The sequence below is a fragment of the Aeromonas sp. s5 genome, assembly GCF_040907865.1.
In the GTDB taxonomy this organism is placed as follows: domain Bacteria; phylum Pseudomonadota; class Gammaproteobacteria; order Enterobacterales; family Aeromonadaceae; genus Aeromonas; species Aeromonas dhakensis.
The window spans coordinates 43,742-64,130 of sequence record NZ_JBFOCO010000011.1; the positions used below are offsets into that span (position 1 = coordinate 43,742).

Annotated in this window: 20 protein-coding genes; 8 read left to right on the forward strand and 12 right to left on the reverse strand. The window is 64.2% G+C overall.

Features of this window, described 5'->3' with window-relative positions:
- Positions 1–14: 14 nt before the first annotated feature.
- The 6 genes from AB5Y94_RS08020 to AB5Y94_RS08045 form a co-directional block, all read right to left on the reverse strand.
- Positions 15–662 (reverse strand): LysE family translocator, encoded by a 648-nt coding sequence (locus AB5Y94_RS08020; protein ID WP_368205325.1) that lies wholly within the window; start codon positions 660–662, stop codon positions 15–17.
- An 80-nt stretch (positions 663–742) separates the two neighbouring features.
- Complete coding sequence (locus AB5Y94_RS08025; protein WP_017766216.1) at positions 743–1,561, reverse strand: AraC family transcriptional regulator; 819 nt, start codon at positions 1,559–1,561, stop codon at positions 743–745.
- Between the two features lie 66 nt (positions 1,562–1,627).
- Entirely contained in the window at positions 1,628–2,530 is a 903-nt protein-coding gene (gene rarD / locus AB5Y94_RS08030) for an EamA family transporter RarD (protein WP_017766217.1), read from the reverse strand.
- A 125-nt stretch (positions 2,531–2,655) separates the two neighbouring features.
- Positions 2,656–2,829 (reverse strand): hypothetical protein, encoded by a 174-nt coding sequence (locus tag AB5Y94_RS08035; protein WP_005307716.1) that lies wholly within the window; start codon positions 2,827–2,829, stop codon positions 2,656–2,658.
- Positions 2,830–2,954: 125 nt separating this feature from the next.
- Positions 2,955–4,451: an aldehyde dehydrogenase gene (locus tag AB5Y94_RS08040; RefSeq protein WP_368205326.1), complete on the reverse strand. Its 1,497-nt coding sequence runs from the start codon at positions 4,449–4,451 to the stop codon at positions 2,955–2,957.
- 260 nt (positions 4,452–4,711) lie between these two features.
- The gene (locus AB5Y94_RS08045; protein WP_005307724.1) at positions 4,712–5,254 is read right to left on the reverse strand and encodes a cupin domain-containing protein; all 543 of its coding nucleotides are present in this window, start codon (positions 5,252–5,254) and stop codon (positions 4,712–4,714) included.
- 185 nt (positions 5,255–5,439) lie between these two features.
- On the opposite strand from AB5Y94_RS08045, the gene AB5Y94_RS08050 reads away from it, so the two are divergent.
- The 6 genes from AB5Y94_RS08050 (at position 5,440) to AB5Y94_RS08075 (ending at position 12,028) form a co-directional block, all read left to right on the forward strand.
- On the forward strand, positions 5,440–6,771 hold the full coding sequence (locus tag AB5Y94_RS08050) for an aspartate aminotransferase family protein (protein WP_368205327.1): 1,332 nt from the start codon (positions 5,440–5,442) through the stop codon (positions 6,769–6,771).
- 98 nt (positions 6,772–6,869) lie between these two features.
- Positions 6,870–8,366, forward strand: a complete 1,497-nt coding sequence (locus AB5Y94_RS08055) for a CoA-acylating methylmalonate-semialdehyde dehydrogenase (protein WP_368205328.1) — start codon at positions 6,870–6,872, stop codon at positions 8,364–8,366.
- An 84-nt stretch (positions 8,367–8,450) separates the two neighbouring features.
- The gene (locus AB5Y94_RS08060) at positions 8,451–9,206 is read left to right on the forward strand and encodes a glutamine amidotransferase (protein WP_017783315.1); all 756 of its coding nucleotides are present in this window, start codon (positions 8,451–8,453) and stop codon (positions 9,204–9,206) included.
- The gene (gene ald, locus AB5Y94_RS08065; RefSeq protein WP_042050336.1) at positions 9,203–10,318 is read left to right on the forward strand and encodes an alanine dehydrogenase; all 1,116 of its coding nucleotides are present in this window, start codon (positions 9,203–9,205) and stop codon (positions 10,316–10,318) included. The genes AB5Y94_RS08060 and ald overlap by 4 nt, the downstream gene beginning before the upstream one ends.
- A gap of 119 nt (positions 10,319–10,437) precedes the next feature.
- Complete coding sequence (locus AB5Y94_RS08070) at positions 10,438–11,277, forward strand: PfkB family carbohydrate kinase (protein ID WP_005307736.1); 840 nt, start codon at positions 10,438–10,440, stop codon at positions 11,275–11,277.
- A gap of 298 nt (positions 11,278–11,575) precedes the next feature.
- Complete coding sequence (locus AB5Y94_RS08075) at positions 11,576–12,028, forward strand: Rrf2 family transcriptional regulator (protein ID WP_005307739.1); 453 nt, start codon at positions 11,576–11,578, stop codon at positions 12,026–12,028.
- A gap of 60 nt (positions 12,029–12,088) precedes the next feature.
- Here the strand turns inward: AB5Y94_RS08075 and AB5Y94_RS08080 are convergent, their stop codons facing one another.
- Complete coding sequence (locus AB5Y94_RS08080) at positions 12,089–12,601, reverse strand: ferredoxin-type protein NapF (protein WP_005307741.1); 513 nt, start codon at positions 12,599–12,601, stop codon at positions 12,089–12,091.
- A 138-nt stretch (positions 12,602–12,739) separates the two neighbouring features.
- Between AB5Y94_RS08080 and AB5Y94_RS08085 the strand changes: the two genes are divergently transcribed.
- Both AB5Y94_RS08085 and rmuC read left to right on the forward strand, forming a co-directional pair.
- Positions 12,740–12,955 carry a hypothetical protein gene (locus tag AB5Y94_RS08085; RefSeq protein WP_005307744.1) on the forward strand — a complete coding sequence of 72 codons (216 nt, stop codon included), beginning with the start codon at positions 12,740–12,742 and terminating at the stop codon, positions 12,953–12,955.
- Positions 12,952–14,292, forward strand: a complete 1,341-nt coding sequence (rmuC, locus tag AB5Y94_RS08090) for a DNA recombination protein RmuC (RefSeq protein ID WP_252602642.1) — start codon at positions 12,952–12,954, stop codon at positions 14,290–14,292. Before AB5Y94_RS08085 ends, rmuC begins: the two co-directional genes overlap by 4 nt.
- Before the next feature lie 128 nt (positions 14,293–14,420).
- Here the strand turns inward: rmuC and AB5Y94_RS08095 are convergent, their stop codons facing one another.
- From AB5Y94_RS08095 to def, 5 genes are all read right to left on the reverse strand, one after another.
- Positions 14,421–15,863, reverse strand: coding sequence for a TrkH family potassium uptake protein (locus AB5Y94_RS08095; RefSeq protein ID WP_005307750.1), 1,443 nt, complete (start codon positions 15,861–15,863; stop codon positions 14,421–14,423).
- A gap of 96 nt (positions 15,864–15,959) precedes the next feature.
- Entirely contained in the window at positions 15,960–17,336 is a 1,377-nt protein-coding gene (gene trkA / locus AB5Y94_RS08100; protein WP_005307752.1) for a Trk system potassium transporter TrkA, read from the reverse strand.
- 147 nt (positions 17,337–17,483) lie between these two features.
- Complete coding sequence (rsmB, locus tag AB5Y94_RS08105; protein ID WP_017788634.1) at positions 17,484–18,776, reverse strand: 16S rRNA (cytosine(967)-C(5))-methyltransferase RsmB; 1,293 nt, start codon at positions 18,774–18,776, stop codon at positions 17,484–17,486.
- A gap of 56 nt (positions 18,777–18,832) precedes the next feature.
- Positions 18,833–19,777, reverse strand: coding sequence for a methionyl-tRNA formyltransferase (gene fmt, locus AB5Y94_RS08110; protein ID WP_252602636.1), 945 nt, complete (start codon positions 19,775–19,777; stop codon positions 18,833–18,835).
- A 12-nt stretch (positions 19,778–19,789) separates the two neighbouring features.
- Positions 19,790–20,302: a peptide deformylase gene (gene def / locus AB5Y94_RS08115; protein ID WP_011704266.1), complete on the reverse strand. Its 513-nt coding sequence runs from the start codon at positions 20,300–20,302 to the stop codon at positions 19,790–19,792.
- Between the last annotated feature and the right edge of the window lie 87 nt (positions 20,303–20,389).

A 20,389-nucleotide genomic window follows, 5' to 3' on the forward strand; every position in this document is an offset into this window, starting at 1 on the left:
CTGCAAAACAGATGTCAGGGCAGGACCAGGGCGTAGGCCTCGCCGGCCATGCCGGTCAGGATGGAGAGGCTGACGGCGCCGAACAGCAGGCCGGTGACCAGGTTGAGCGGACGCTGCACGCGGCCGAGCAGGCGCTGGGCGCGAACGGTGGAGAGGCTCCAGGCCAGCACGCCGAACCAGGCCAGCGAGAGCAGGAACAGCTCCAGCACCAGCAGGCCGCGGGTCAGGCCGTCCACCTGGGGCGTCACCATGGCGGCCAGCAGCCCCATGAAGAACAGCAGCGCCTTGGGGTTGAGCAGGTTGGTGGCAATGCCGCGCTGCACTCCCTTGCGCCAACCCTGCGCCTCGCCGCCGGCGTGCAGGGCGAGCTCGGCCGAGCTGCGCCAGGCCGCCTTCAGCGCCCCCCAGCCAAGCCAGCCCAGATAGAGGGCGCCGACCACCTTCACCGTCATGAACAGCCAGGGGTGTTCGGCAATCAGCAGGCTGATGCCGGTGAGGCTGAGGGTGGCATGTACCACAATCGCCAAGGCGATGCCCAGCGCCGCCCCGAGGGCGGTGGGCCTGTGCAGGCTGGTGCGCAGGATCAGCGCGAAGTCCGGGCCCGGGCTCGCCAGGGCGATGAGGTGGATGAGACCTATGGTCAGAAACAGGCTGGTGAACATGGTGAAACCTCGATGATGGTACGAGGCGACAGCATGGCGGATCGCGAGGGCGCAGGATTGTAAAAGATTGCAGTGCGGGGCTAGTCGGTGCGCCCAATGGCGGCCTGCATCTGCTGGCGAAAATCGGCAGGGGTGAGGCCGAACGCCTGCCGAAAGCCGTGGTGGAAGTGACTCTGATCGAAGAAGCCGACCGCCAGCGCCACCTCGCTCACCGGCAGGCCGCTGCCGAGCAGGCGCTTGCTCTGCTCGAGCCGCAGCCGCTTGAGCCAGGCGTAGGGGGTCATGCCGGTCTTTTTCTTGAACTGGCGCAGGAAGGCGAAGCGATCCAGCCCGAACAGGGCGGCCAGATCCTCCAGGCTGTGGCGCTGATCCAGCCGGGCCATCAGATAGTCGCGCAGGTACCTGAGCTGGGGGTCGGCCAGGGCGTGGCGCTCGGGGGCGATGTGCAGCAGCTCGCCGAGCAGGGCCAGCAGCTGGCTCTCCGCCAGCAGGCCGTCGGGGCTGGGGTTGTCCAGATACATGTGCAGCCTGGCAAAACCCTGATAGAGGTCGGGGCGGCTCTGCAACCCCTTGTCGAAGAAAGGCTCCGGGCTCTCTGGCAGCCAGCGGGCCAGCTGCTCGGGGGCGATGGCGAACACCCGCACCTCGTACCCTTCCGGCCGCAGGCTGAGGCCGTCGTGCATCTCGTCCGGGTTGACGGTGGAGAGCTCGCCGCGCACTAGGTGGTGGCTGTTGCCCTTGTGGATGAATTTCTGGCCGCCCTGCTGCACCAGACCTATGTGGTAGTCCAGGTGAACATGGCGGCCATAGCTGAACTCCCTGTGGTGGGAGTGGGAAAGTTCAACTCCCGGCAGCAGCCGGGATTGCCAGTAGTGGATGCGGGATTGGGGTGCGCTCATCGGCTATTGATAACCTGAAACCCGGGCATGGGCTTGTAGATTATTGCAGCGCCGGGCGGCGTCCCGTCAAGCCTGCTCCGCAGCCTGCCGGCGCTTGCCGCTGCGCAGCCCGTCCAGACTGAACAGCACCAGCGCACTCCAGATGAAGGCGAAGGTGATCATCTTGTCCAGCGCCAGCGCTTCGCCATAGAGGGTGACCGCCAGGATGAACATCAGGCTGGGGCCTATGTACTGGAAGAAACCCAGGGTGGAGAGCTTGAGCCGGGTGGCCGCGGCGGTGAAGCAGAGCAGCGGCGCCGTGGTGACGGCACCGGCGGCGATCAGCAGCAAGTTGAGGTGCCAGTCATTCTGGGTGAGATGGCTGGTAGGGCTGTCGGCGATGCCCCACAGATAGATGGCGGCCGGCGGCAGCATGATCAGGGTCTCGATCAAGAGGCCGGTCAGCGCGTCGAGGGCCAGCTTCTTGCGAATGAGGCCGTAGATGGCGAAGCTCGAGGCCAGCACCAGTGCGATCCAGGGCAGGGAGCCGAAGGCGATGATCTGGATGGCGACACCGATCGCGGCCAGTCCCACCGCCCACCACTGCAGGCGGCGCAGCTTCTCGCTCAGGAACAACATGCCGAGCAGCACGTTGAACAGCGGGTTGATGTAGTAGCCGAGGCTGGCATCCAGCATGTGGCCGTTGTTGATGGCCCAGATGAACAGCAGCCAGTTGCCGCCGACCGTGATGGAGGTGAAGGCCAGGGTGAGCAGCACCTTCGGCTGGCGCAGTACCGCCTGCACCTTGTGCCACTGGCGGCCGAGCAGGGTCAGCACCAGCAGCAGGGCGCACGACCAGATCATGCGATGGGTCAGGATCTCGGCGGCCGGCACGGCGGCGATGGTCTTGAAGTAGATGGGCGCCAGGCCCCAAAGGGTATAGGCGCACAAGGCGTAGATGACGCCCTGGCGCTGAACGTGTTGCTGCATGCGGATAACCTTCACTGGAGAGGCGGATGCTGGAACGCATCGCAAAAAATCAGTGTAGCGATCCTTTTGCGGGGAAAGAAGCGAATAAATGGTGATCAGCGGATTTTAACGGCGTACTGCCCGGCTCAGCGGCCTCCGCCGCGGCGGATCTTGTCCACGTCCAGCAGCAGCCACAGCATGAGTGCGATGGCAGAGATCCACGGACCCCAGGTCACGTAGGCCTCACCGTGTCCCAGTATGTAGAACAGCAGCGGCAGTCCTATTACCAGAAACAGTACACTTCCCAGAAAAAATAACATTTTTATCTTTATATTTAAGGGCTTGTCTATTTGATGATTATATCGATTGAGGCCGACGATGAAAGGGTAAAAATGAAAAAGGGGGATTTCTCCCCCTTTTCGATAAATGAACGTCATTTCTGATGCTATTCGAGCTGGATCCAGGTGCTTTTCAGCTCGGTGTACTTCTCCAGCGCATGCAACGACTTGTCGCGACCGTTGCCGGACTGCTTGAAACCGCCGAACGGCATGGTCATGTCGCCGCCATCCCAGTTGTTGACGAACACGGTGCCGGCGCGCAGGGCGCGGGAGCCCTTCACCGCCTTGTTGAGATCCGCCGTCCAGATTGCGGCCGCCAGACCGTAGTCGGTGTCGTTGCCGAGCGCAATGGCCTCTTCCAGGGTCTCGAAGCCGGTTACCGCCAGCACAGGGCCGAAGATCTCCTCGCGGAAGATGCGCATCTCTGGGGTCACCTCATCGAAGATGGTGGGCTCGATATAGAAGCCGCCGCTCTCGGTATTGGTGCGTTTGCCCCCCAGCAGCAGCTTGGCGCCCTCCTGCTGGCCGATGGCGATGTAGTTGAGCACCTGCTCCATCTGGATGTGATCCACCATGGCGCCGATGCGGGTGGTGGGGTCGAGCGGGTTGGCCGAGATCCACTCGCGGGCATGGGCCAGCAGCCGCTCCATGAACTGCGGCTTGATGCTGTTTTGCACCAGCAGGCGGGAGGCTGCGGTGCACACCTCGCCCTGGTTGTAGAAGATGGCACCGGCCGCGCTGCGGGCGGCGGCGTCCAGGTCAGGCGCATCCGCCAGTATGATGTTGGGGCTCTTGCCGCCGCACTCCATGAAGGCACGCTTGAGGTTGGACTTGCCGGAGCACTGCACCAGATGCTTGCCGATCTTGGTGGAGCCGGTGAAGGTGATGCAGTCGACGTCCATGTGCATGGCCAGCGCCTCGCCGACCGTGTGGCCGAAGCCGGGCAGTACGTTGAACACCCCGTCCGGAATGCCCGCCTCTTTGGCAATGCCCGCGATGCGCAGGGCGGTGAGGGGAGATTTTTCAGAGGGTTTGAGGATCACCGAGTTGCCGGTGGCAAGTGCCGGGCCCAGCTTCCAGCAGGCCATCACCAGCGGGAAGTTCCAGGGGACGATGGCGGCCACAACGCCGAGCGGCTCGCGGGTCACCAGGGCCAGGGCGGACTCCTCGACCGGCGCGACCTGATCGTAGATCTTGTCGATGGCCTCGGCGTTCCAGGCGATGCAGTTGGCGGCGGCGGGGGCGTCATAGCCCATGGCGTCGCCGATGGGCTTGCCCATGTCGAGCGATTCCAGCAGTGCCAGCTCCACCAGATTGAGCCGCATCAGTTCGGCGAAGCGCTGCAGGACCTGCTTGCGCTGCTTGGGCGACAGACCGCTCCAGCGTTTGTCGTCAAAGGCTGCGCGGGCGGCCTGCACCGCCAGTTCGGCATCGGCGGCGTCGCAGGCGGCGACCCTGGTCAGCAGTTTGCCATTGGCCGGGTTGATGCAGTCGAAGGTGGCGCCGTTGATGGCGTCCCGGTAGCTGCCGTCGATGAAGGCTTGCGAGGGCAGGGTCAGGTGGGAGGCCTTGTGTTGCCACTGGGCCAGGGTCAGGTCACTCATGTTCACTCCTTGAACCGGCAAAAAGTCAGTTTCCGCGTATCAATATGCTAAACATCCTGCCGCTTGTAAATCCATCTTGTAACAATTCGTTAAACACTTTGCTGGTTTGGCCTCATCCGGCATCCGTCCCGTTGAGAGTATCCGGCAGGGCAAACCGCACCGCAAGCGCGGCCGTCGGCGCCTGCCAAACCTGAGGCCGGCGCTAAGGGGCTGGTCGTGCTGCTGGGTCCGCCGAGGGGCGGGATCTCCCCTCTCATGGCTTAGAAGCTGGCGGGGGTGTTGGCCGAGATCAGCACGCATTCGTGCTCATCCACATTGCGAAAACGGTGCGGGGTGCGGCTGTCGAAGTAGTAGCCGTCCCCCGGCGCCAGCAGATAGACCTGCTCGCCGACGGTGACCTCCACCTGGCCCTGGATGACGATGCCACACTCTTCGCCTTCGTGGCTCAGCATGTCGTCGCCGGTGTCGGCGCCCGGTGGCAGTATCTCCTGCATCATGCCGATGGCGCGGTTGGCGCGGCTGTGGCCCACCAGTCGGTAGCTGATGGGGTGGGTGCCGAGATCCGGCATGTCGGCGGCGCGGAAGATCACCTCGGAGTCCATCTCCGTTTCATCGGTGAAGAAGGTGGCCAGCGACATGGGGATCCCTTCCAGCACCTTGCGCAGGGAGGCGACCGAGGGGCTCACCTGATTTTTCTCGATCTGGGAGATAAAGCCGTTGGTCACACCGGAGCGTTTGGCCAGCTCGCGCTGGGAGAGGGCGGCTTTGGTGCGAACCGCCTTGAGGCGGTGACCGATATCCATCGATAGACACTCCTTGACTGTTTACTATTATTAAATTTGTGTTAAATATCTTATACCACCCCGCTCAGAGCAGCTAGCCGGGTGACACCATATGGGGCAAGTTTGAGCCCTTTTTTAAGATTTTAGGTGTTTAATTTAATAGGCATTGGCCGATAGTTACTAAACACCTTAAGGATGAGGTGACCATGAAACCGATCAGCGACATCAATACGCCCTCCGACATGTCCGCCTTCTGGATGCCGTTTACCGCCAACCAGCAGTTCAAGGCGGCGCCGCGCATCCTGAAGTCGGCCGAGGGAATGTATTATCACTCAGAGGATGGCCGCAAGATACTGGATGGCACCGCCGGGCTCTGGTGTTGCAACGCGGGTCATGGTCGGCGCGAGATTGCCGAGGCGGTCTCCCAGCAGATTTCCCACCTCGATTTTGCCCCCACGTTCCAGATGGGGCACCCCCTGCCGTTCGAGCTGGCCAACCGGCTGGTGGAGATCGCCCCCAAGGGCTTCGGCCACGTCTTTTATACCAACTCAGGTTCGGAGTCAGTGGATACCGCGCTCAAGATTGCGCTGGCTTGGCAGCGGGCTCGCGGCCAGGGCACCCGTACCCGGCTCATCGGCCGTGAGCGCGGCTACCACGGGGTCGGTTTTGGCGGCATCTCGGTGGGGGGCATTCCCGGCAACCGCAAGTGGTTCGGCTCCCTGCTGGGCGGGGTGGATCATCTGCCACACACCCTCAACATCACCAAGAATGCCTTTACCAAGGGGCTGCCCGAGGAGGATGTGGCGCTGGCCGACGAGCTGGAGAAGATCGTCTTCCTGCACGATGCCAGCAATATAGCGGCGGTGATCGTCGAACCCATCGCCGGCAGTACCGGCGTGCTGATGCCGCCCAAGGGCTACCTCAAGCGGCTGCGGGAGATCTGCACCAAACACGGCATCCTGCTGATCTTCGACGAGGTGATCACCGGCTTCGGTCGCCTCGGCTCCCCCTTCGCCGCCCAGGAGTTCGACGTCATCCCCGACATGATCACCTGTGCCAAGGGGCTCACCAATGGGGCCATCCCCATGGGCGCCGTGCTGGTACAGAACCACATCTATGACGACATGATGGCGGCCGGCAAGGGGGCCATCGAGCTGTTCCACGGCTACACCTATTCCGGCCATCCGGTGGCGGCCGCCGCGGGCCTCGCGACCCTCGAAATCTATCGCAACGAGAACCTGCTGAGCCGCGCCGCCGATCTGGCGGGCTACTGGGAGGAGGCGGCCCATTCGCTAAAGGGCTGCAAGCACGTGAAGGATGTGCGCAACTACGGGCTGGTGGCGGGCATCGAGCTCGAGTCCATGCCGGATGCACTGGGCAAGCGCGCCTACGAGGTGTTCGTGCGCTGCTTTCAGAAGGGTCTGCTTATCCGCGTCACCGGCGACATCATCGCCCTGTCGCCGCCCCTCATCATCGAGCGCAGCCAGATCGACGATCTCTTCACCCTGCTGCAGGACGCCCTGCAGGCCCAGGACTGACTTTTAACCGGTTGATGGCGCCCGTCGCGGCGCCACTTGCCCGTGCCTGCTCCCCGGGGCGGCGCGGGCAGGCACGCATAACCCATCACGGAGGATTTATGACATACAGGGTCAGCAACTTCATCGACGGCGAGACGACCGAGAGCCGCAGCGAGCGCTTCGGAGCCATCTTCAACCCGGCCACCGGCCAGCAGCAGGGCCAGGTGGTGCTCAGCACCGTCGCCGAGTGCCAGGATGCCATCGCCAGCGCCGAGCGGGCCCTGGCCGACTGGGCGCAGACCCCGCCCCTGGTGCGGGCCCGGGTGCTGTTTCGCTTCAAGGAGCTGATGGAGCAGCACAGGGACGATCTGGCGCGGCTGATCAGCCGCGAGCACGGCAAGGTGTTTTCCGACGCTCAGGGCGAGCTGACCCGAGGTCTCGAGGTGGTGGAGTTCGCCTGCGGCATTCCCCATCTGCTCAAGGGGGAGCACTCTCTCAACGTGGGCCGCGGGGTCGACAGCCACTCCATGATGCAGCCGGTGGGGGTCTGTGCCGGCATCACCCCGTTCAACTTCCCGGCCATGGTGCCGCTGTGGATGTTCCCGGTGGCCATCGCCTGCGGCAACACCTTCATCCTCAAGCCCTCCGAGAAGGATCCCTCCCTCTCCCTGCGCATGGCCGAGCTGCTCAAGCAGGCCGGCCTGCCGGACGGGGTGCTCAACGTGGTCAACGGCGACAAGGAGGTGGTGGACGTGCTGCTGACCGATCCGAGAGTCGGTGCCGTATCGTTTGTCGGCTCCACCCCCATCGCCGAGTACATCTACTCGACCGCTTCGGCCCACGGCAAGCGGGTACAGGCGTTGGGCGGCGCCAAGAACCACATGGTGGTGATGCCGGATGCGGATCTCGAGCTGGCGGTCTCCGCCCTGATGGGGGCGGCCTACGGTGCGGCCGGCGAGCGCTGCATGGCCATTTCGGTGGCCGTGGTGGTGGGAGATGAGACGGCCGATGCGCTGGTGGCCAGGCTGTCGCCGCTGGTGGTGGCGCTGCGGGTGGGCCCGGGGCTGGGCCAGAGCCCGGAGAACGAGATGGGGCCCCTCATCAGCCGCGAGCACCTGGCCAAGGTGCGTGGCTATGTGGATCAGGGGGTGGCCGAGGGGGCCGAACTGGTGGTCGATGGCCGCGGTGTCAGCCATGGGGAAGGCTACTTTATCGGCGGCAGCCTGTTCGATCGGGTCGGCCCCGAGATGCGCATCTACCGGGAGGAGATCTTCGGCCCTGTGCTGGCCATCGTGCGGGCGCCGGACTACGAGACGGCGCTCAAGCTCATCAACGAGCACGAGTACGGCAACGGCACCGCCATCTTCACCTGTGACGGCGACACAGCGCGGGACTTCACCGCTCGCGTGCAGGTCGGTATGGTAGGGGTGAACGTTCCCATCCCGGTGCCCATGGCGTTTCACAGCTTCGGTGGCTGGAAGCGGTCCATCTTCGGGCCGCTCAACATGCACGGGCCGGATGGGGTGCGCTTCTATACCCGGATGAAGACGGTGACTGCCCGCTGGCCCCAGAGCCTGCGGGCTGGCGCGGAGTTCTCCATGCCGACCATGAAGTAATCAACCATGCAGCAGCTAGCCCGGACATGGCCCGGTGGCAGGAATCCACCTTCGTTCGCCGCTATCACTGTGAAGGAGTAACAGATGCGACTGGGAATTCTCGATTGTGACCGGCTGGACCCCGACTTGGCGGGGGACTTCGGCCCCGTTTACTCCGAGATGTTTATCAAGGGCTTCCGGGCCCTGGCCCCCGGGCTGGAATTTCGGGTCTGGTCGGCGCTCGATGGCGAGCTGCCGGCCGATCTGCACGAGTGCGATGCCTGGCTCATCACCGGCTCGCGCCACGATGCCTACAGCGACATTCCCTGGATCCAGGCGCTGCGCGACTGGATCCGGCGCGCCCACGATGCCGACGTCAAGCTGGCGGGGGTCTGCTTCGGTCACCAGGTGATCGCCCAGGCGCTGGGGGGCGAGGTGGTGAAGTCCACCAAGGGGTGGGGGCTGGGGGTGTCGGTCCATCCCATGCTGGCCAGGCAACCCTGGATGGAACCCGGGCTCGAGACCATCCGGATCCTGGCCAGTCACCAGGATCAGGTGGAGCAGTTGCCACCGGGGGCCACCCGGCTGGCGGGCAATGATTTTTGTCCCAATTTCATGTTTTTGCAGGGTGACCACATAGTGGCCATCCAGGGACATCCGGAATTCTCGGTGGCGTACAACCGGGTGCTGATCGAGCGGCGGCGGGACTTCCTGTCCGATGACCGCTATCAGCGCAGCCTCTCCTCGCTGGAGGGAGAGGTGGATTCGGCCACCATGATGCAGTGGTTGTTGCAATTTTTGGGCATCCTGCCCGGCGCCGACACGGCCGCCGGCGGGATCACAGCAGGAGAGCGAGCATGATTATTGGCGTACCCAAGGAAATCAAAAACCATGAATACCGGGTCGGCATGACTCCCGCCGGAGTGCAGGAGCTGACGGCCCGGGGACACAAGGTGCTGGTGCAGCAGCAGGGAGGCGAGGCGATCGGGCTGTCCGACACCGAGTACCAGGCAGCCGGTGCCGAACTGGTGGCCAGCGCGGCGGAGATCTTCGCCCGGGCCGAGATGATAGTGAAGGTGAAGGAGCCCCAGCCGGAGGAGTGCGAACTGCTCAGACCGGGTCAGCTGCTGTTCACCTATCTGCACCTGGCGCCGGATCCGGTGCAGACCCAGCTGCTGGTGCACTCGGGGGCGGTGGCCATCGCTTACGAGACGGTGACCGACGATCGCGGCGGCCTGCCGCTGCTGGCGCCCATGTCCGAGGTGGCGGGGCGGATGGCGATCCAGGCCGGTGCCCACAGCCTCGAAAAGGCGCAGGGGGGCAACGGCACCCTGCTGGGCGGTGTGCCGGCGGTGGCACCCGCCAAGGTGGTGGTGCTGGGTGGCGGCGTGGTCGGCGTCAACTCGGCGCGCATGGCGCTGGGACTGGGGGCCGACGTCACCATCCTGGATCGCTCCCTGCCGCGGCTGCGGGAGCTGGACAGCCTCTACGGCCCGGCCCTCAAGACCCTCTACTCCACCCGCACCAACATAGAGGCGTGCATCGCCCAGGCTGACCTGGTGATCGGTGCCGTGCTGATCCCGGGGGCGGCGGCGCCCAAGCTGCTGACCCGCGACATGCTCAAGCTGATGCGCAAGGGCTCGGTGCTGGTGGACGTGGCCATCGATCAGGGCGGCTGTTTTGAGACCTCCCACCCGACCACCCACGAGGAGCCCACCTACGTGGTGGACGGCATCATCCACTACTGCGTGGCCAACATGCCGGGCGGGGTGGCGCGCACCTCCACCTTCGCGCTGACCAACGCCACCCTGCCGTTCGTGCTGGCGCTGGCGGACAAGGGCTATGCCCGGGCGTTGCAGGAGGATCGCCACCTGCGAGCCGGTCTGAACGTGTTCAAGGGCAAGATCACCCAGGCGGCGGTGGCGCAGGCGCTCGGCTACGAGTACGTCAGCGCCGAGGCGGTTCTGGACTGACGCAGCCGTCGCGGGCCCGCCCGGCAAACGTCGAGCGGGCTCACAAACCCCGCGATTTCAGGGAGGGCCGCTGCGGCCCTTTCTCATATACTGGGCTCCCCTGTCAGTGAGGTCTCTTCATGTCCCGCATTCTGCTGCTCGCCAATCTCAACTGTGATCACGTGCTCTCCCTCTCCGAACCCCTGGTGGCCGGTGCCCGCCTGCAGTACGTGGATCAGGGCCGCCGGCTCGGCGGTGGCGCCGCCAACACCGGCATCGGGCTGGTGTGGGCCGGCCACGAGGTGACCATAGCGTCGCGCATCGGGCTGGACGAAACCGGCGACTGGCTGCTGGAGCAGGCGGCGGGCTACGGCCTGGACTGCAGCCATGTGGAGCGCTTCGGCGGCGAGACCGGCGAACTGCTGATCCTGGTGGACTCCACCGGCGAGCGCACCATCCTCAGGCGGCCGCGCCGTCCGGATCTGCCGGGGGATCTGCCGAGCGAGGGGGTGGACTGCCTCTACGTGAACTACCCCGGCACCGCCATCATCGGCTACATGCGCCAGATGCTCGGCAAGAGCTTCGTGGTGGCCCAGTACCCCAAGGGCGGCCAGGCGCGTCGCCCCTGCCACGTGCTGGTGGCCTCCCGCTCCGATCTCGGTGAGGTGGACGACCTCTGGCAGCATGCCCGCCAGATCGCCGGCGAGCAGCTGGCCTGGCTGGTACTGACCGAAGGCAAGGCGGGGGCGGTGGCCATTCACGGCGAGGAGCAGATCCGGGTGGCGGCGCGGCCGGTGTCGGTGGTCGATACCACGGGGGCGGGGGATGCCTTCGCCGGCGGCCTGATCCACGGGCTGGCGCGGGGCATGGCGATCCGGGAGGCGCTGCAGTGCGCGGTGGACTGGGGCGCTTTTGCGGTCGCCTCCGAGAGTTCCATCCCCTCCAGCGCCCTGAAGAACTGGCTCAAGCAGCCCCATTGAATCGGCAAAAACGGTTGCGAATGACACATGGCAGCATCGACGGGGGCGAGGGAGGAAACCGGCGAATTTAACCGTCAAAACCCGCCAAAACCTTGGGCTAACCCTGCAAGTTTGCGATCAATCAAAGAAAGTGTCGATTTATGTGCATCTTCATCGACACCCGCCTGAGCTGCTCTTAACCTTGACCTCCACGACTCAGATTAAGAGGCGGACGCTGCGCGGGCGCAGGGGTTCCCCTACCTCTTAGCTTTAGGTCGTCGTCCTGATTTCTGGCTTGTAGTAAGAGGCAAGTGCGACCATGCAACTGACACGATTTACCGACTATGCCCTGCGTACCCTCACCTTTCTGGCCGTCCAGCCGGGAGATCGCCTGTCGACCATCACAGAGGTGGCCGATACCTTTGGCATCTCCCGCAACCATGTGGTCAAGATTGTCCACCAGCTCGGCATCAAGGGGTACATAGAGACGGTGCGTGGCAAGCATGGCGGCATCCGGCTCGGTCGCTCCGCCGTCTCCATCAACCTGCGCGACGTGGTGATGGACATGGAGCACGTGCTCTGCCCGGTGGACTGCAAGCGCGAAAACTGCCGCCTCTCCGGTGGCTGCCGCATCCAGGGCATTTTGCGTCGCGCCATGAACGCCTTCCTCGAGGTGCTGGGCGAATACACCCTGGCCGATGCGGTGCGCGACCCGACCCGGCTCTGCCACCTGCTCGGCATCGAACAGGATTCCATTCTGGCCATGGCATAAGCCAGGCAAGCACGACAAAGGGGCCCGCGGGCCCCTTTGTCGTTTGCGCCGGACGCGGGATCAGGGTTGGGGGATCAGGGTGATGGCGCCGTGCAGGCAGGCGAGGCCGCAGGCGCCGCAACCGTCGCAGGCCGCCATGTTGATGCTGACGCCGTCGGCGCAGGCCTTGATCGCCTGCTGGGGGCAGGCATCTTCACAGAGCAGGCAGTAGAAGCCCTGGCGGGCCTGACAGCTTGCCTCGATCCGCACCCGGGTCTGCACCTGACGGCCAAGTTGCAGGTCGAGGGCGCCGGTCGGACAGGCTCTGGCGCAGCTGCCGCAGTAGCTGCACTGGCCGCAGGCGAGATCGAGCAGCGGCGTGCCGGCGATGGGGGTGCCATCGTATTCGGGCTGGGTGGCCGGCTTGAGCAGGCCGTTGGGACAGGCCTTGAAGCATTCGCCGCAGCGGGAGCATAGGGAGAGGAACTGGGACTCTTCGATGGCCCAGGGGGGACGGGCTTCATGGCAAACCACCTCGGGTTTGCGGGAGCCTCCCAATGCCTGCGTCAGCCAGCGACAGAAAAAATGCGTCATGCCCACCCCTGATACCTATTAGGGGTTAATTTTATCCAAGTTTCCCTTCGCAAGCCAGAGAATAGCGCCGGCCAGGATCGCAAGCCGGGTTGCCCTTGTGTAAGCTAGGCGGGTCTTTTTGCAGGATTGAATGAACTCATGTGGTTATTTCTGTGGCGTGCTTCTCTGCTCTATGTCTTCCCCTTGCTGATGTGGGGCTACTGCCGCATCAAGGGGATCGAATTCGTCGAGCTCGACACCGGGGTTAACAGCCACAAGTGGGTGGTGCTGGCCGCCTATCTGCTCTACGTGCTGATCTGGCTGCTGCTCAACCGCTATCTCGAACTGTTCCTGCGCCAACGGGGTCGCAAATGATCGAGCCCGGGCTCTGGACCCTGTTGCTGCCGGGTGCGCTGCTGGCCATCGGTATTGGCTGGGGGATCGGGCGGCGCAGCGGCACGGCACAAGTCCGGGAATTGCTGCTGAGCCAGGAGCGCCTGCAGATGCTGCAGGAGCGTTATGACGAGCTGCAGGACGAGCGGCTGCTGGGCCAGCAGAAGCTGGATCAGCAGCAGACCCTGCTCATCAAGCTCACCGCCCGCCTCAAGGATGCCGAGGCCACCCTGCGCAGCGAGCGGCTGGCTGCCGCCGAGAAGCTGCAACTGCAACAGGAGGCGGAGGCACGCCTCAGTCAGCAGTTCGAGAACCTCGCCAACCGCATCTTCGAGCAGAACTCGGGCAACTTCCGCGAACTGAACCAGAACAGCCTGGATCTGCTGCTCACCCCGCTGAAAGAGCAGCTTGAGGGCTTTCGCCGCCAGGTGGGGGAGACCCACGCCCAGGAGACGGCCCAACGCCACAGCCTCAAGTTCGAGCTGGAGCGCCTCGCTGAGCTCAACGCCCGCATGACCGAGGAGGCGGCGGCGCTGACCCGCGCCCTCAAGGGCGACAGCAAGCAGCAGGGCAACTGGGGCGAGGTGGTGCTGGCGCGCATCCTCAGCGAATGCGGTCTGCGCGAGGGTCACGAGTACCACACCCAGGTCAACATCGAGGTGGACAAGGGCAAGCGCTATCAGCCCGACGTCATCGTCCACCTGCCGCAGGACAAGGACATCATCATCGATGCCAAGGTGTCGCTGACCGCTTATGAGCGCTGGTACAACGCCGCTGACGAGCTGGAGAAGGCGGTAGCGCTGAAAGAGCACGTCGCCTCGGTACGCAACCACATCCGCGAGCTGGGCCGCAAGGATTACCAGCAGCTGCCCGGGGTGCGCACCCTCGATTACGTGCTGATGTTCGTGGCGGTGGAGCCCGCCTTCCTCACCGCGGTGGAGGCCGACCCCTCGCTGGTGCGCTACGGTCTCGACAACAACATCCTGCTGGTGAGCCCCACCAACCTGATGGTGGCGCTGCGCACCATAGAGAATCTGTGGCGCTACGAACGGCAGAACCAGAATGCCCGCCAGATCGCCGAGCGGGCCGGCCGCCTCTACGAGAAGCTGCGGCTGTTCGTGGAGGAGATGCAGCAACTGGGGGGCAGCCTGCACAAGGCGCAGGAGAGCTACGACAAGGCGATGGGGCGGCTGGTGAACGGCCGCGGCAACCTGATCGCCCAGGTGGAGCGCTTTCGCGAGCTGGGGGTGGAGGTGACCAAGACCCTGCCCGAGCCGCTGGTCAACCGGGCGCTGGAGCGAGAAGACCCGGCCGAGTGAGACGGAGCCTCATGCTTCATGTAACAAGAAGGGCAGCCAGTGGCTGCCCTTTTGTATTGCTTCGTCCGCACAGGCTTCGCTCTTCGAACGCGTGAACTCACCGGCATGCGGGTTGCCGCCCTGGTCGGTTATTGCCTCCAGAAGGAGGGGAAGAAGATCACCGCCACGGTCAGGATCTCGAGGCGCCCCAGCAGCATGCCGAACGACAGGATCCACTTGGCCGAGTCCGGCAGGGAGGCGAAGTTGGCGCTGGGGCCGATGACCGGGCCCATGCCCGGGCCCACGTTGGCCACGGCGGTGATGGAGCCCGAGATGGCGGTCAGGGGATCTAGTCCGATGGCGCCGAGCAGGGCCGCGATCAGCAAGATGATGGCGAAGTAGGCCAGCACGAACGAGATCATCGAGCGGATGATGGCGTCGTTGACCGGCCGGCCGTTGTACTTCTGCGGGAAGACGCCGGAGGGGTGCATCAGCTGGCGCATCTGCTTCTTGAACAGGGCGAAGGCCACCTGTACCCGGAAGATCTTGAGGCCGCCGGCGGTGGAGCCGGAGCAGGCGCCGAGCGCCAGCAGCACGATGAAGATGATGCTGGTGAGCGGGCCCCAGGTGCCATAGTCGCCGAGACCATAGCCAGTGGTGGTGAGCACGGAGACGATGTTGAAGCTGCTGATACGCAGGGCATCCGTGAAGTCGTAGGTGCCCCGCAACCAGAGATAGACGGTGACCACCAGGGTGACCCAGACCACCAGCCAGAAGAAGCCCCGCACCTGGGCATCCTTGAGCAGGCTGTGATCGCGCCGGCTCAGGCTCTGCACGTAGAGCAGGAAGGGCAGGCCGCCGAGAAACATGAAGAGCGTGCCGATCCAGTGCGCCGAGTTGGAGAAGTGGGACATGGATTGATCGGAGGTGGAGTAGCCGCCGGTACTCAGGGTGGTCATGGCGTGATTGACCGCCTCGAACAGGGTCATGCCGCTCACCCAGTAGGCCAGGAAGCAGAGCATGGAGAGCACCAGGTAGACCAGCACTATGTTGTTGGCCACCGTCTTGGCGCGCGGGGCACTTTTATCCGACCAGTCCGAGCTCTCGGTCTGGAACAGCTTCATGCCCCCCACGTTGAGGTAGGGCAGTACCGCCACCGCCATCACGATGAAACCCACCCCGCCCAGCCACTGCAGGATGGAGCGCCACAACAGGATGCTGTGGGCCATGTTGTCGAGCCCGGACAGCACGGTGGAGCCTGTGGTGGTCACCCCCGACATGGTTTCGAAGTAGGCGTCGGTGAAGTTGATGTGGGTGATGAAGAAGAAGGGCAGGGCGCCAAAGATACAGGCCACCACCCAGACCGAGGTGGTGAGCAGGAACATCTCCCGCACGCCGAGGTGAAACTCCGCCTTGCGGCCGTAATGAAGGCAAAGCAGGGCCGCGCCGTGGGTGATCAGCACCGACTTGAGAAACTCGACGAACCCCTCTGAGCCGGTCAGCAGGGCCAGCAGGGTGGGCAGCCACATGAACAGGGCCAGTTTGGAGAGCACCAGCCCGAGGGTGAAGATGATGGGACGCAGCTTGATCATGCAAGATAACCTGGTCGTTGATTGACAAAAGACCCGGACACCCCCCTGGAGAGGCGGTGCCGGGTCTGCTTTGCGCTGCCTGGGTACATGGGCAGGTTACAGGAAGAAGGGACTTGGCTGGAACAAGCGTTCCACTTCCGGAATGTATTTCTTGTCCACCAGGAACATCACCACGTGGTCGTCCTGCTGGATCTGGGTGCGGTCGTGGGCGATCAGTACTTCATCCCCCCGAACCACGGCACCTATGGTGGTGCCGGGCGGCAGCTTGAGCTCGCCCACCGTCTTGCCAACCACCTTGGAGGTGTTCTCGTCACCGTGGGCGATGGCCTCGATGGCCTCGGCGGCACCGCGACGCAGGCTGTAGACGTTGGCGATGTCGGCCCGACGCACATGGGTCAGCAGGGCCGAGATGGTGGCCTGCTGGGGCGAGATGGCGATGTCGATGGAGCCGCCCTGCACCAGATCCACGTAGGCGCTGCGCTGGATCAGCACCATGGTCTTCTTGGCGCCCATCTTCTTGGCGAGCAGGGCCGACATGATGTTGGCCTCGTCCTCGTTGGTCACCGCGATGAAGACGTCGATCTGGTCGATGTGCTCCTCCGCCAGCAGCTCCTGATCCGCCGCATCGCCGCAGAAGACGATGGTGTGCTCCAGCACCTCGGAGAGCTGCTCCGCCCGCTTCTGGCTGCGCTCGATGAGCTTTACGCTGTAGCGCTTCTCCAGCTGACGGGCGAGGCCGGCGCCTATGTTGCCGCCACCGACGATCATGATGCGCCGGTAGGGACTCTCGAGGCGCTGCAGCTCCGACATCACGGCGCGGATATGGCCGGCCGCCGCCACGAAGAACACTTCGTCATCCGCTTCTATGATGGTGGTGCCCTGCGGACGGATGGAGCGGCCCTGACGGAAGATGGCCGCCACCCGGGTCTCGATGTTGGGCATGTGATCGCGCAGGGTGGAGAGGGCGTTGCCCACCAGCGGACCGCCATAGTAGGCCTTGACCGCCACCAGACCCACCTTGCCGCCGGCGAAGTCCACCACCTGCAGAGCGCCCGGGTATTCGATCAGGCGGCGCACATAGTCGGTCACTAGCTGCTCGGGGGCGATCAGGTGATCCACCGGCACGGATTCGGGCAGGAACAGCCGATCCCGCTCCACCAGATAGGCCGGGGAGCGAATGCGCGCCACCTTGTTCGGGGTGTTGAACAGGGAATAGGCCACCTGGCAGGCGATCATGTTGGTCTCGTCGCTGTTGGTGACGGCGACCAGCATGTCGGCATCCTGGGCGCCGGCTTCGCGCAGCACCTTGGGATGGGCGCCGTGGCCGTTCACAACCCGCAGGTCAAACTTGTCCTGCAGCTCGCGCAGCCGATCGCTGTCGGTGTCGACTATGGTGATGTCGTTGTTCTCGCCGGCCAGGTTCTCGGCCAGGGTGCCGCCGACCTGACCGGCGCCCAGAATGATGATCTTCATAGAACAGCCTCATGGACGTCACCCTTGCCAGCTCTGCCTGTGTGCGCGGGGACAGTCATCAACATCATGAATCTCATAGGGAAAACGTGCTCGATATTGGGCAGTAACGGGTGCCGACCGGCGGCACCCCCGTACTTGCGGCCCTGCTTAGCGCTTGCTCAGCCTGGCGTAGTAGAAGCCGTCCATCTCGGCCTCGCCCGGCAGGAACTGGCGACCCGGGCACTCCGGTGTGTCCTCTGCGTGCAGGGGCACCAGGGTGGCATCCGGCGTGGCCGCGAGGAAGGCGCGGATCTGATCGCGGTTCTCTTCCGGCAGCACGGAACAGGTGGCGTAGAGCAGAGTACCGCCGCTTTTCAGTTTCGACCAGAGGGCACCGAGGATGCGGCGCTGCAGTTCTGCCAGCTCGCGAATGTCCTGATCCCGGCGCAGCCACTTGATGTCGGGGTGGCGGCGGATGACGCCGGTGGCGGAGCAGGGGGCATCCAGCAGGATGCGGTCGAACTGCCCCTCTGGCCACCACTGATCCGGCGTGCTGGCATCGCCGTGGATCACCTTGGCGCTGAGGCCGATGCGATCCAGGTTCTCCTGCACCCGCTTAAGGCGGTTCTCGTCGGCATCGACGGCGACCACGCCGGCCAGCTTGGGTTGGCGCTCCAGCAGGTGAGCTGTCTTGCCACCGGGGGCGGCGCAGGCATCCAGCACCCACTCGCCCGGCTGCGGGTCGAGCAGGGCGGCCGCCTGTTGGGCGGCACCATCCTGTACCGAACAGTCGCCGACCTCGAAGCCGGGCAGCTTGGTCACGTCGCAGGGACGCTCCAGCAGGATGCAATCCTCGCCCTCTTCACCGGCCACCGCATTGATGCCGGCGTCAGCCATGCGGGCCAGCATCTGCTCGCGGCTCTGGCGCTGGCTGTTGTTGCGGATCCACATGGGCGGGCGCTGGTTGTTGGCCTCCATGATGAACTCCCACTCCTCCGGATAGGCCTGACGCAGACGCTTGGTGAGCCACTCGGGGTGGCCGAGGCGCACGCTCGGCACGCGGTCGATACGCAGCAGAATGACTTCGGCGCTGCGCTGGAAGTTGCGCAGCACGCCGTTGATGAGGCCGCGCAGAGAGGTACCTTTGAGCAGCTTGACGGCGTTGACGGTCTCGGCCACCGCGGCGTGAGCCGGAATGCGGGTGTAGATGAGCTGATAGAGACCGACCAGGATCAGGTAGTGGAAGATGCGGCTCTTGTTCTTGAGCGGCTTGTCCATCATCTCGCCGACCGCCGCATCGAGGCGGGGCAGCCAGCGCAGGGTACCGTAGCAGAGTTCTTGCAGGAGGGCGCGATCGCGGGGCGCAACCTTCTCCTGGGCAGCAGGCAGAACGGCTGAGAGGGACTGGCCCTGATCCAGCACCTGTTGAATGACGAGAGCAGCCTGTGCGCGTGTTTTCATAGTGTTACCTTAGATGCGCAAGTCGGGGCCTGGGCCCCGCCTTGTGTCAATTCAGTTCAATTCAATTGCGTGCCGGGTTCAAACCAGTCGCGGCGAGAGTTGAGCAGATCCGTCACGGACATCGCCTTCTTGCCGGGCGGCTGCAGGGTCAGCAGGCGCAGTACCCCCTTGCCGGTGGCGACATCGATCCCCTGCTTGTCGGCCTTGAGCAGGGTGCCGGCGCGCTGGCCGTGATCCTGTGTGATGACCTCGGCCTGCCATACCTTGACGGTCTGGTCAGCCACCTCGAACCAGCTGATGGGCCAGGGGTTGAAGGCGCGGATGCAGCGCTCGATGGCGACGGCTTCCATCGACCAGTCGATACGGGCCTCTTCCTTGGAGAGCTTCTCGGCGTAGTTGGCCAGCGCATCGTCTTGCGCCTCGGCGGCGGTGTCGCCGGCGGCCATGGCATCGATGGTGTCGACCAGCGCCTGCGGGCCCAGCTCGGCCAGCTTGTCATAGAGGCTGGCGGAGGTCTCGTCGGCGGCGATGGGGCAGCTCATCTTGCGGATCATGGCGCCGGTATCCAGCCCCACATCCATCTGCATGATGGTGACGCCGGTTTCGGCATCGCCCGCCCAGATGGAACGCTGGATCGGGGCGGCGCCGCGCCAGCGCGGCAGCAGGGAGCCGTGCACGTTGATACAGCCCAGGCGCGGGGTATCGAGCACCACCCTGGGCAGGATCAGGCCGTAGGCCACCACCACCATCAGGTCGGCGCCAAGGGCAGCCAGTTCGGCCTGGGCCTCTTCCTTGCGCAGGCTCGCCGGTTGATAAACCGGCAGATCGTGGGCCAGCGCCAGCTCCTTGACCGGGCTGGCGGTGAGCTTCTGGCCGCGGCCGGCGGGCTTGTCCGGCTGGGTATAAACGGCGACGACCTCGTGGTCGGAAGACAACAACGCCGCCAGGTGACGGGCGGCGAAGTCGGGAGTACCGGCAAAAATCAGTTTCAGCTTATTCAATGGGGCAGATCCTCAGAGAACTTTGCGATCTTCACGGGCCATCTTTTCCAGCTTCTGGCGAATGCGCTGGCGCTTGAGTGGGGAGAGGTAATCCACAAACAGCTTGCCGACCAGATGATCCATCTCATGCTGGATGCAGATGGCGAGCAGATCGTCTGCTTCCAGCTCGAATGCCTTGCCGTGGCGATCCAGTGCGCGCACCTTGACCCACTCGGCGCGGGGCACCAGGGCACGGCTGCCGGGCACGGAGAGACACCCTTCCTCGATGCCGGTGCTGCCGGCCTGCTCGATGATCTCGGGGTTGATCAATACCAGAGGATCTTCACGGTTTTCAGAGACATCGATCACTATGATGCGCTGATGAATGTCGACCTGAGTGGCGGCAAGGCCGATGCCTTCCTCCGCGTACATGGTTTCGAACATATCATCTACAATGTGTTGTAACTCGGGTGTAAAGGTCTCGACAGGGGCTGCGACGGTACGCAGACGCTCATCGGGGAAACGCAATACATCTAGAATGGCCATAGTTTTTTCTTTAGTTTCGTATAAATGCAGTCAATATTGGCGTAATTCTAGTCATTTACGCCGACAAAAAACAGCAACACTTTGCGC

What these genes read in the sequence shown, in the direction of transcription:
- AB5Y94_RS08020 (WP_368205325.1), bottom strand. Translation starts at nt 662, where the DNA reads ATGTTCACCAGCCTGTTTCTGACCATAGGTCTCATCCACCTCATCGCC.
- AB5Y94_RS08025 (WP_017766216.1), bottom strand. Translation starts at nt 1,561, where the DNA reads ATGAGCGCACCCCAATCCCGCATCCACTACTGGCAATCCCGGCTGCTG.
- rarD (WP_017766217.1), bottom strand. Translation starts at nt 2,530, where the DNA reads ATGCAGCAACACGTTCAGCGCCAGGGCGTCATCTACGCCTTGTGCGCC.
- AB5Y94_RS08035 (WP_005307716.1), bottom strand. Translation starts at nt 2,829, where the DNA reads ATGTTATTTTTTCTGGGAAGTGTACTGTTTCTGGTAATAGGACTGCCG.
- AB5Y94_RS08040 (WP_368205326.1), bottom strand. Translation starts at nt 4,451, where the DNA reads ATGAGTGACCTGACCCTGGCCCAGTGGCAACACAAGGCCTCCCACCTG.
- AB5Y94_RS08045 (WP_005307724.1), bottom strand. Translation starts at nt 5,254, where the DNA reads ATGGATATCGGTCACCGCCTCAAGGCGGTTCGCACCAAAGCCGCCCTC.
- AB5Y94_RS08050 (WP_368205327.1), top strand. Translation starts at nt 5,440, where the DNA reads ATGAAACCGATCAGCGACATCAATACGCCCTCCGACATGTCCGCCTTC.
- AB5Y94_RS08055 (WP_368205328.1), top strand. Translation starts at nt 6,870, where the DNA reads ATGACATACAGGGTCAGCAACTTCATCGACGGCGAGACGACCGAGAGC.
- AB5Y94_RS08060 (WP_017783315.1), top strand. Translation starts at nt 8,451, where the DNA reads ATGCGACTGGGAATTCTCGATTGTGACCGGCTGGACCCCGACTTGGCG.
- ald (WP_042050336.1), top strand. Translation starts at nt 9,203, where the DNA reads ATGATTATTGGCGTACCCAAGGAAATCAAAAACCATGAATACCGGGTC.
- AB5Y94_RS08070 (WP_005307736.1), top strand. Translation starts at nt 10,438, where the DNA reads ATGTCCCGCATTCTGCTGCTCGCCAATCTCAACTGTGATCACGTGCTC.
- AB5Y94_RS08075 (WP_005307739.1), top strand. Translation starts at nt 11,576, where the DNA reads ATGCAACTGACACGATTTACCGACTATGCCCTGCGTACCCTCACCTTT.
- AB5Y94_RS08080 (WP_005307741.1), bottom strand. Translation starts at nt 12,601, where the DNA reads ATGACGCATTTTTTCTGTCGCTGGCTGACGCAGGCATTGGGAGGCTCC.
- AB5Y94_RS08085 (WP_005307744.1), top strand. Translation starts at nt 12,740, where the DNA reads ATGTGGTTATTTCTGTGGCGTGCTTCTCTGCTCTATGTCTTCCCCTTG.
- rmuC (WP_252602642.1), top strand. Translation starts at nt 12,952, where the DNA reads ATGATCGAGCCCGGGCTCTGGACCCTGTTGCTGCCGGGTGCGCTGCTG.
- AB5Y94_RS08095 (WP_005307750.1), bottom strand. Translation starts at nt 15,863, where the DNA reads ATGATCAAGCTGCGTCCCATCATCTTCACCCTCGGGCTGGTGCTCTCC.
- trkA (WP_005307752.1), bottom strand. Translation starts at nt 17,336, where the DNA reads ATGAAGATCATCATTCTGGGCGCCGGTCAGGTCGGCGGCACCCTGGCC.
- rsmB (WP_017788634.1), bottom strand. Translation starts at nt 18,776, where the DNA reads ATGAAAACACGCGCACAGGCTGCTCTCGTCATTCAACAGGTGCTGGAT.
- def (WP_011704266.1), bottom strand. Translation starts at nt 20,302, where the DNA reads ATGGCCATTCTAGATGTATTGCGTTTCCCCGATGAGCGTCTGCGTACC.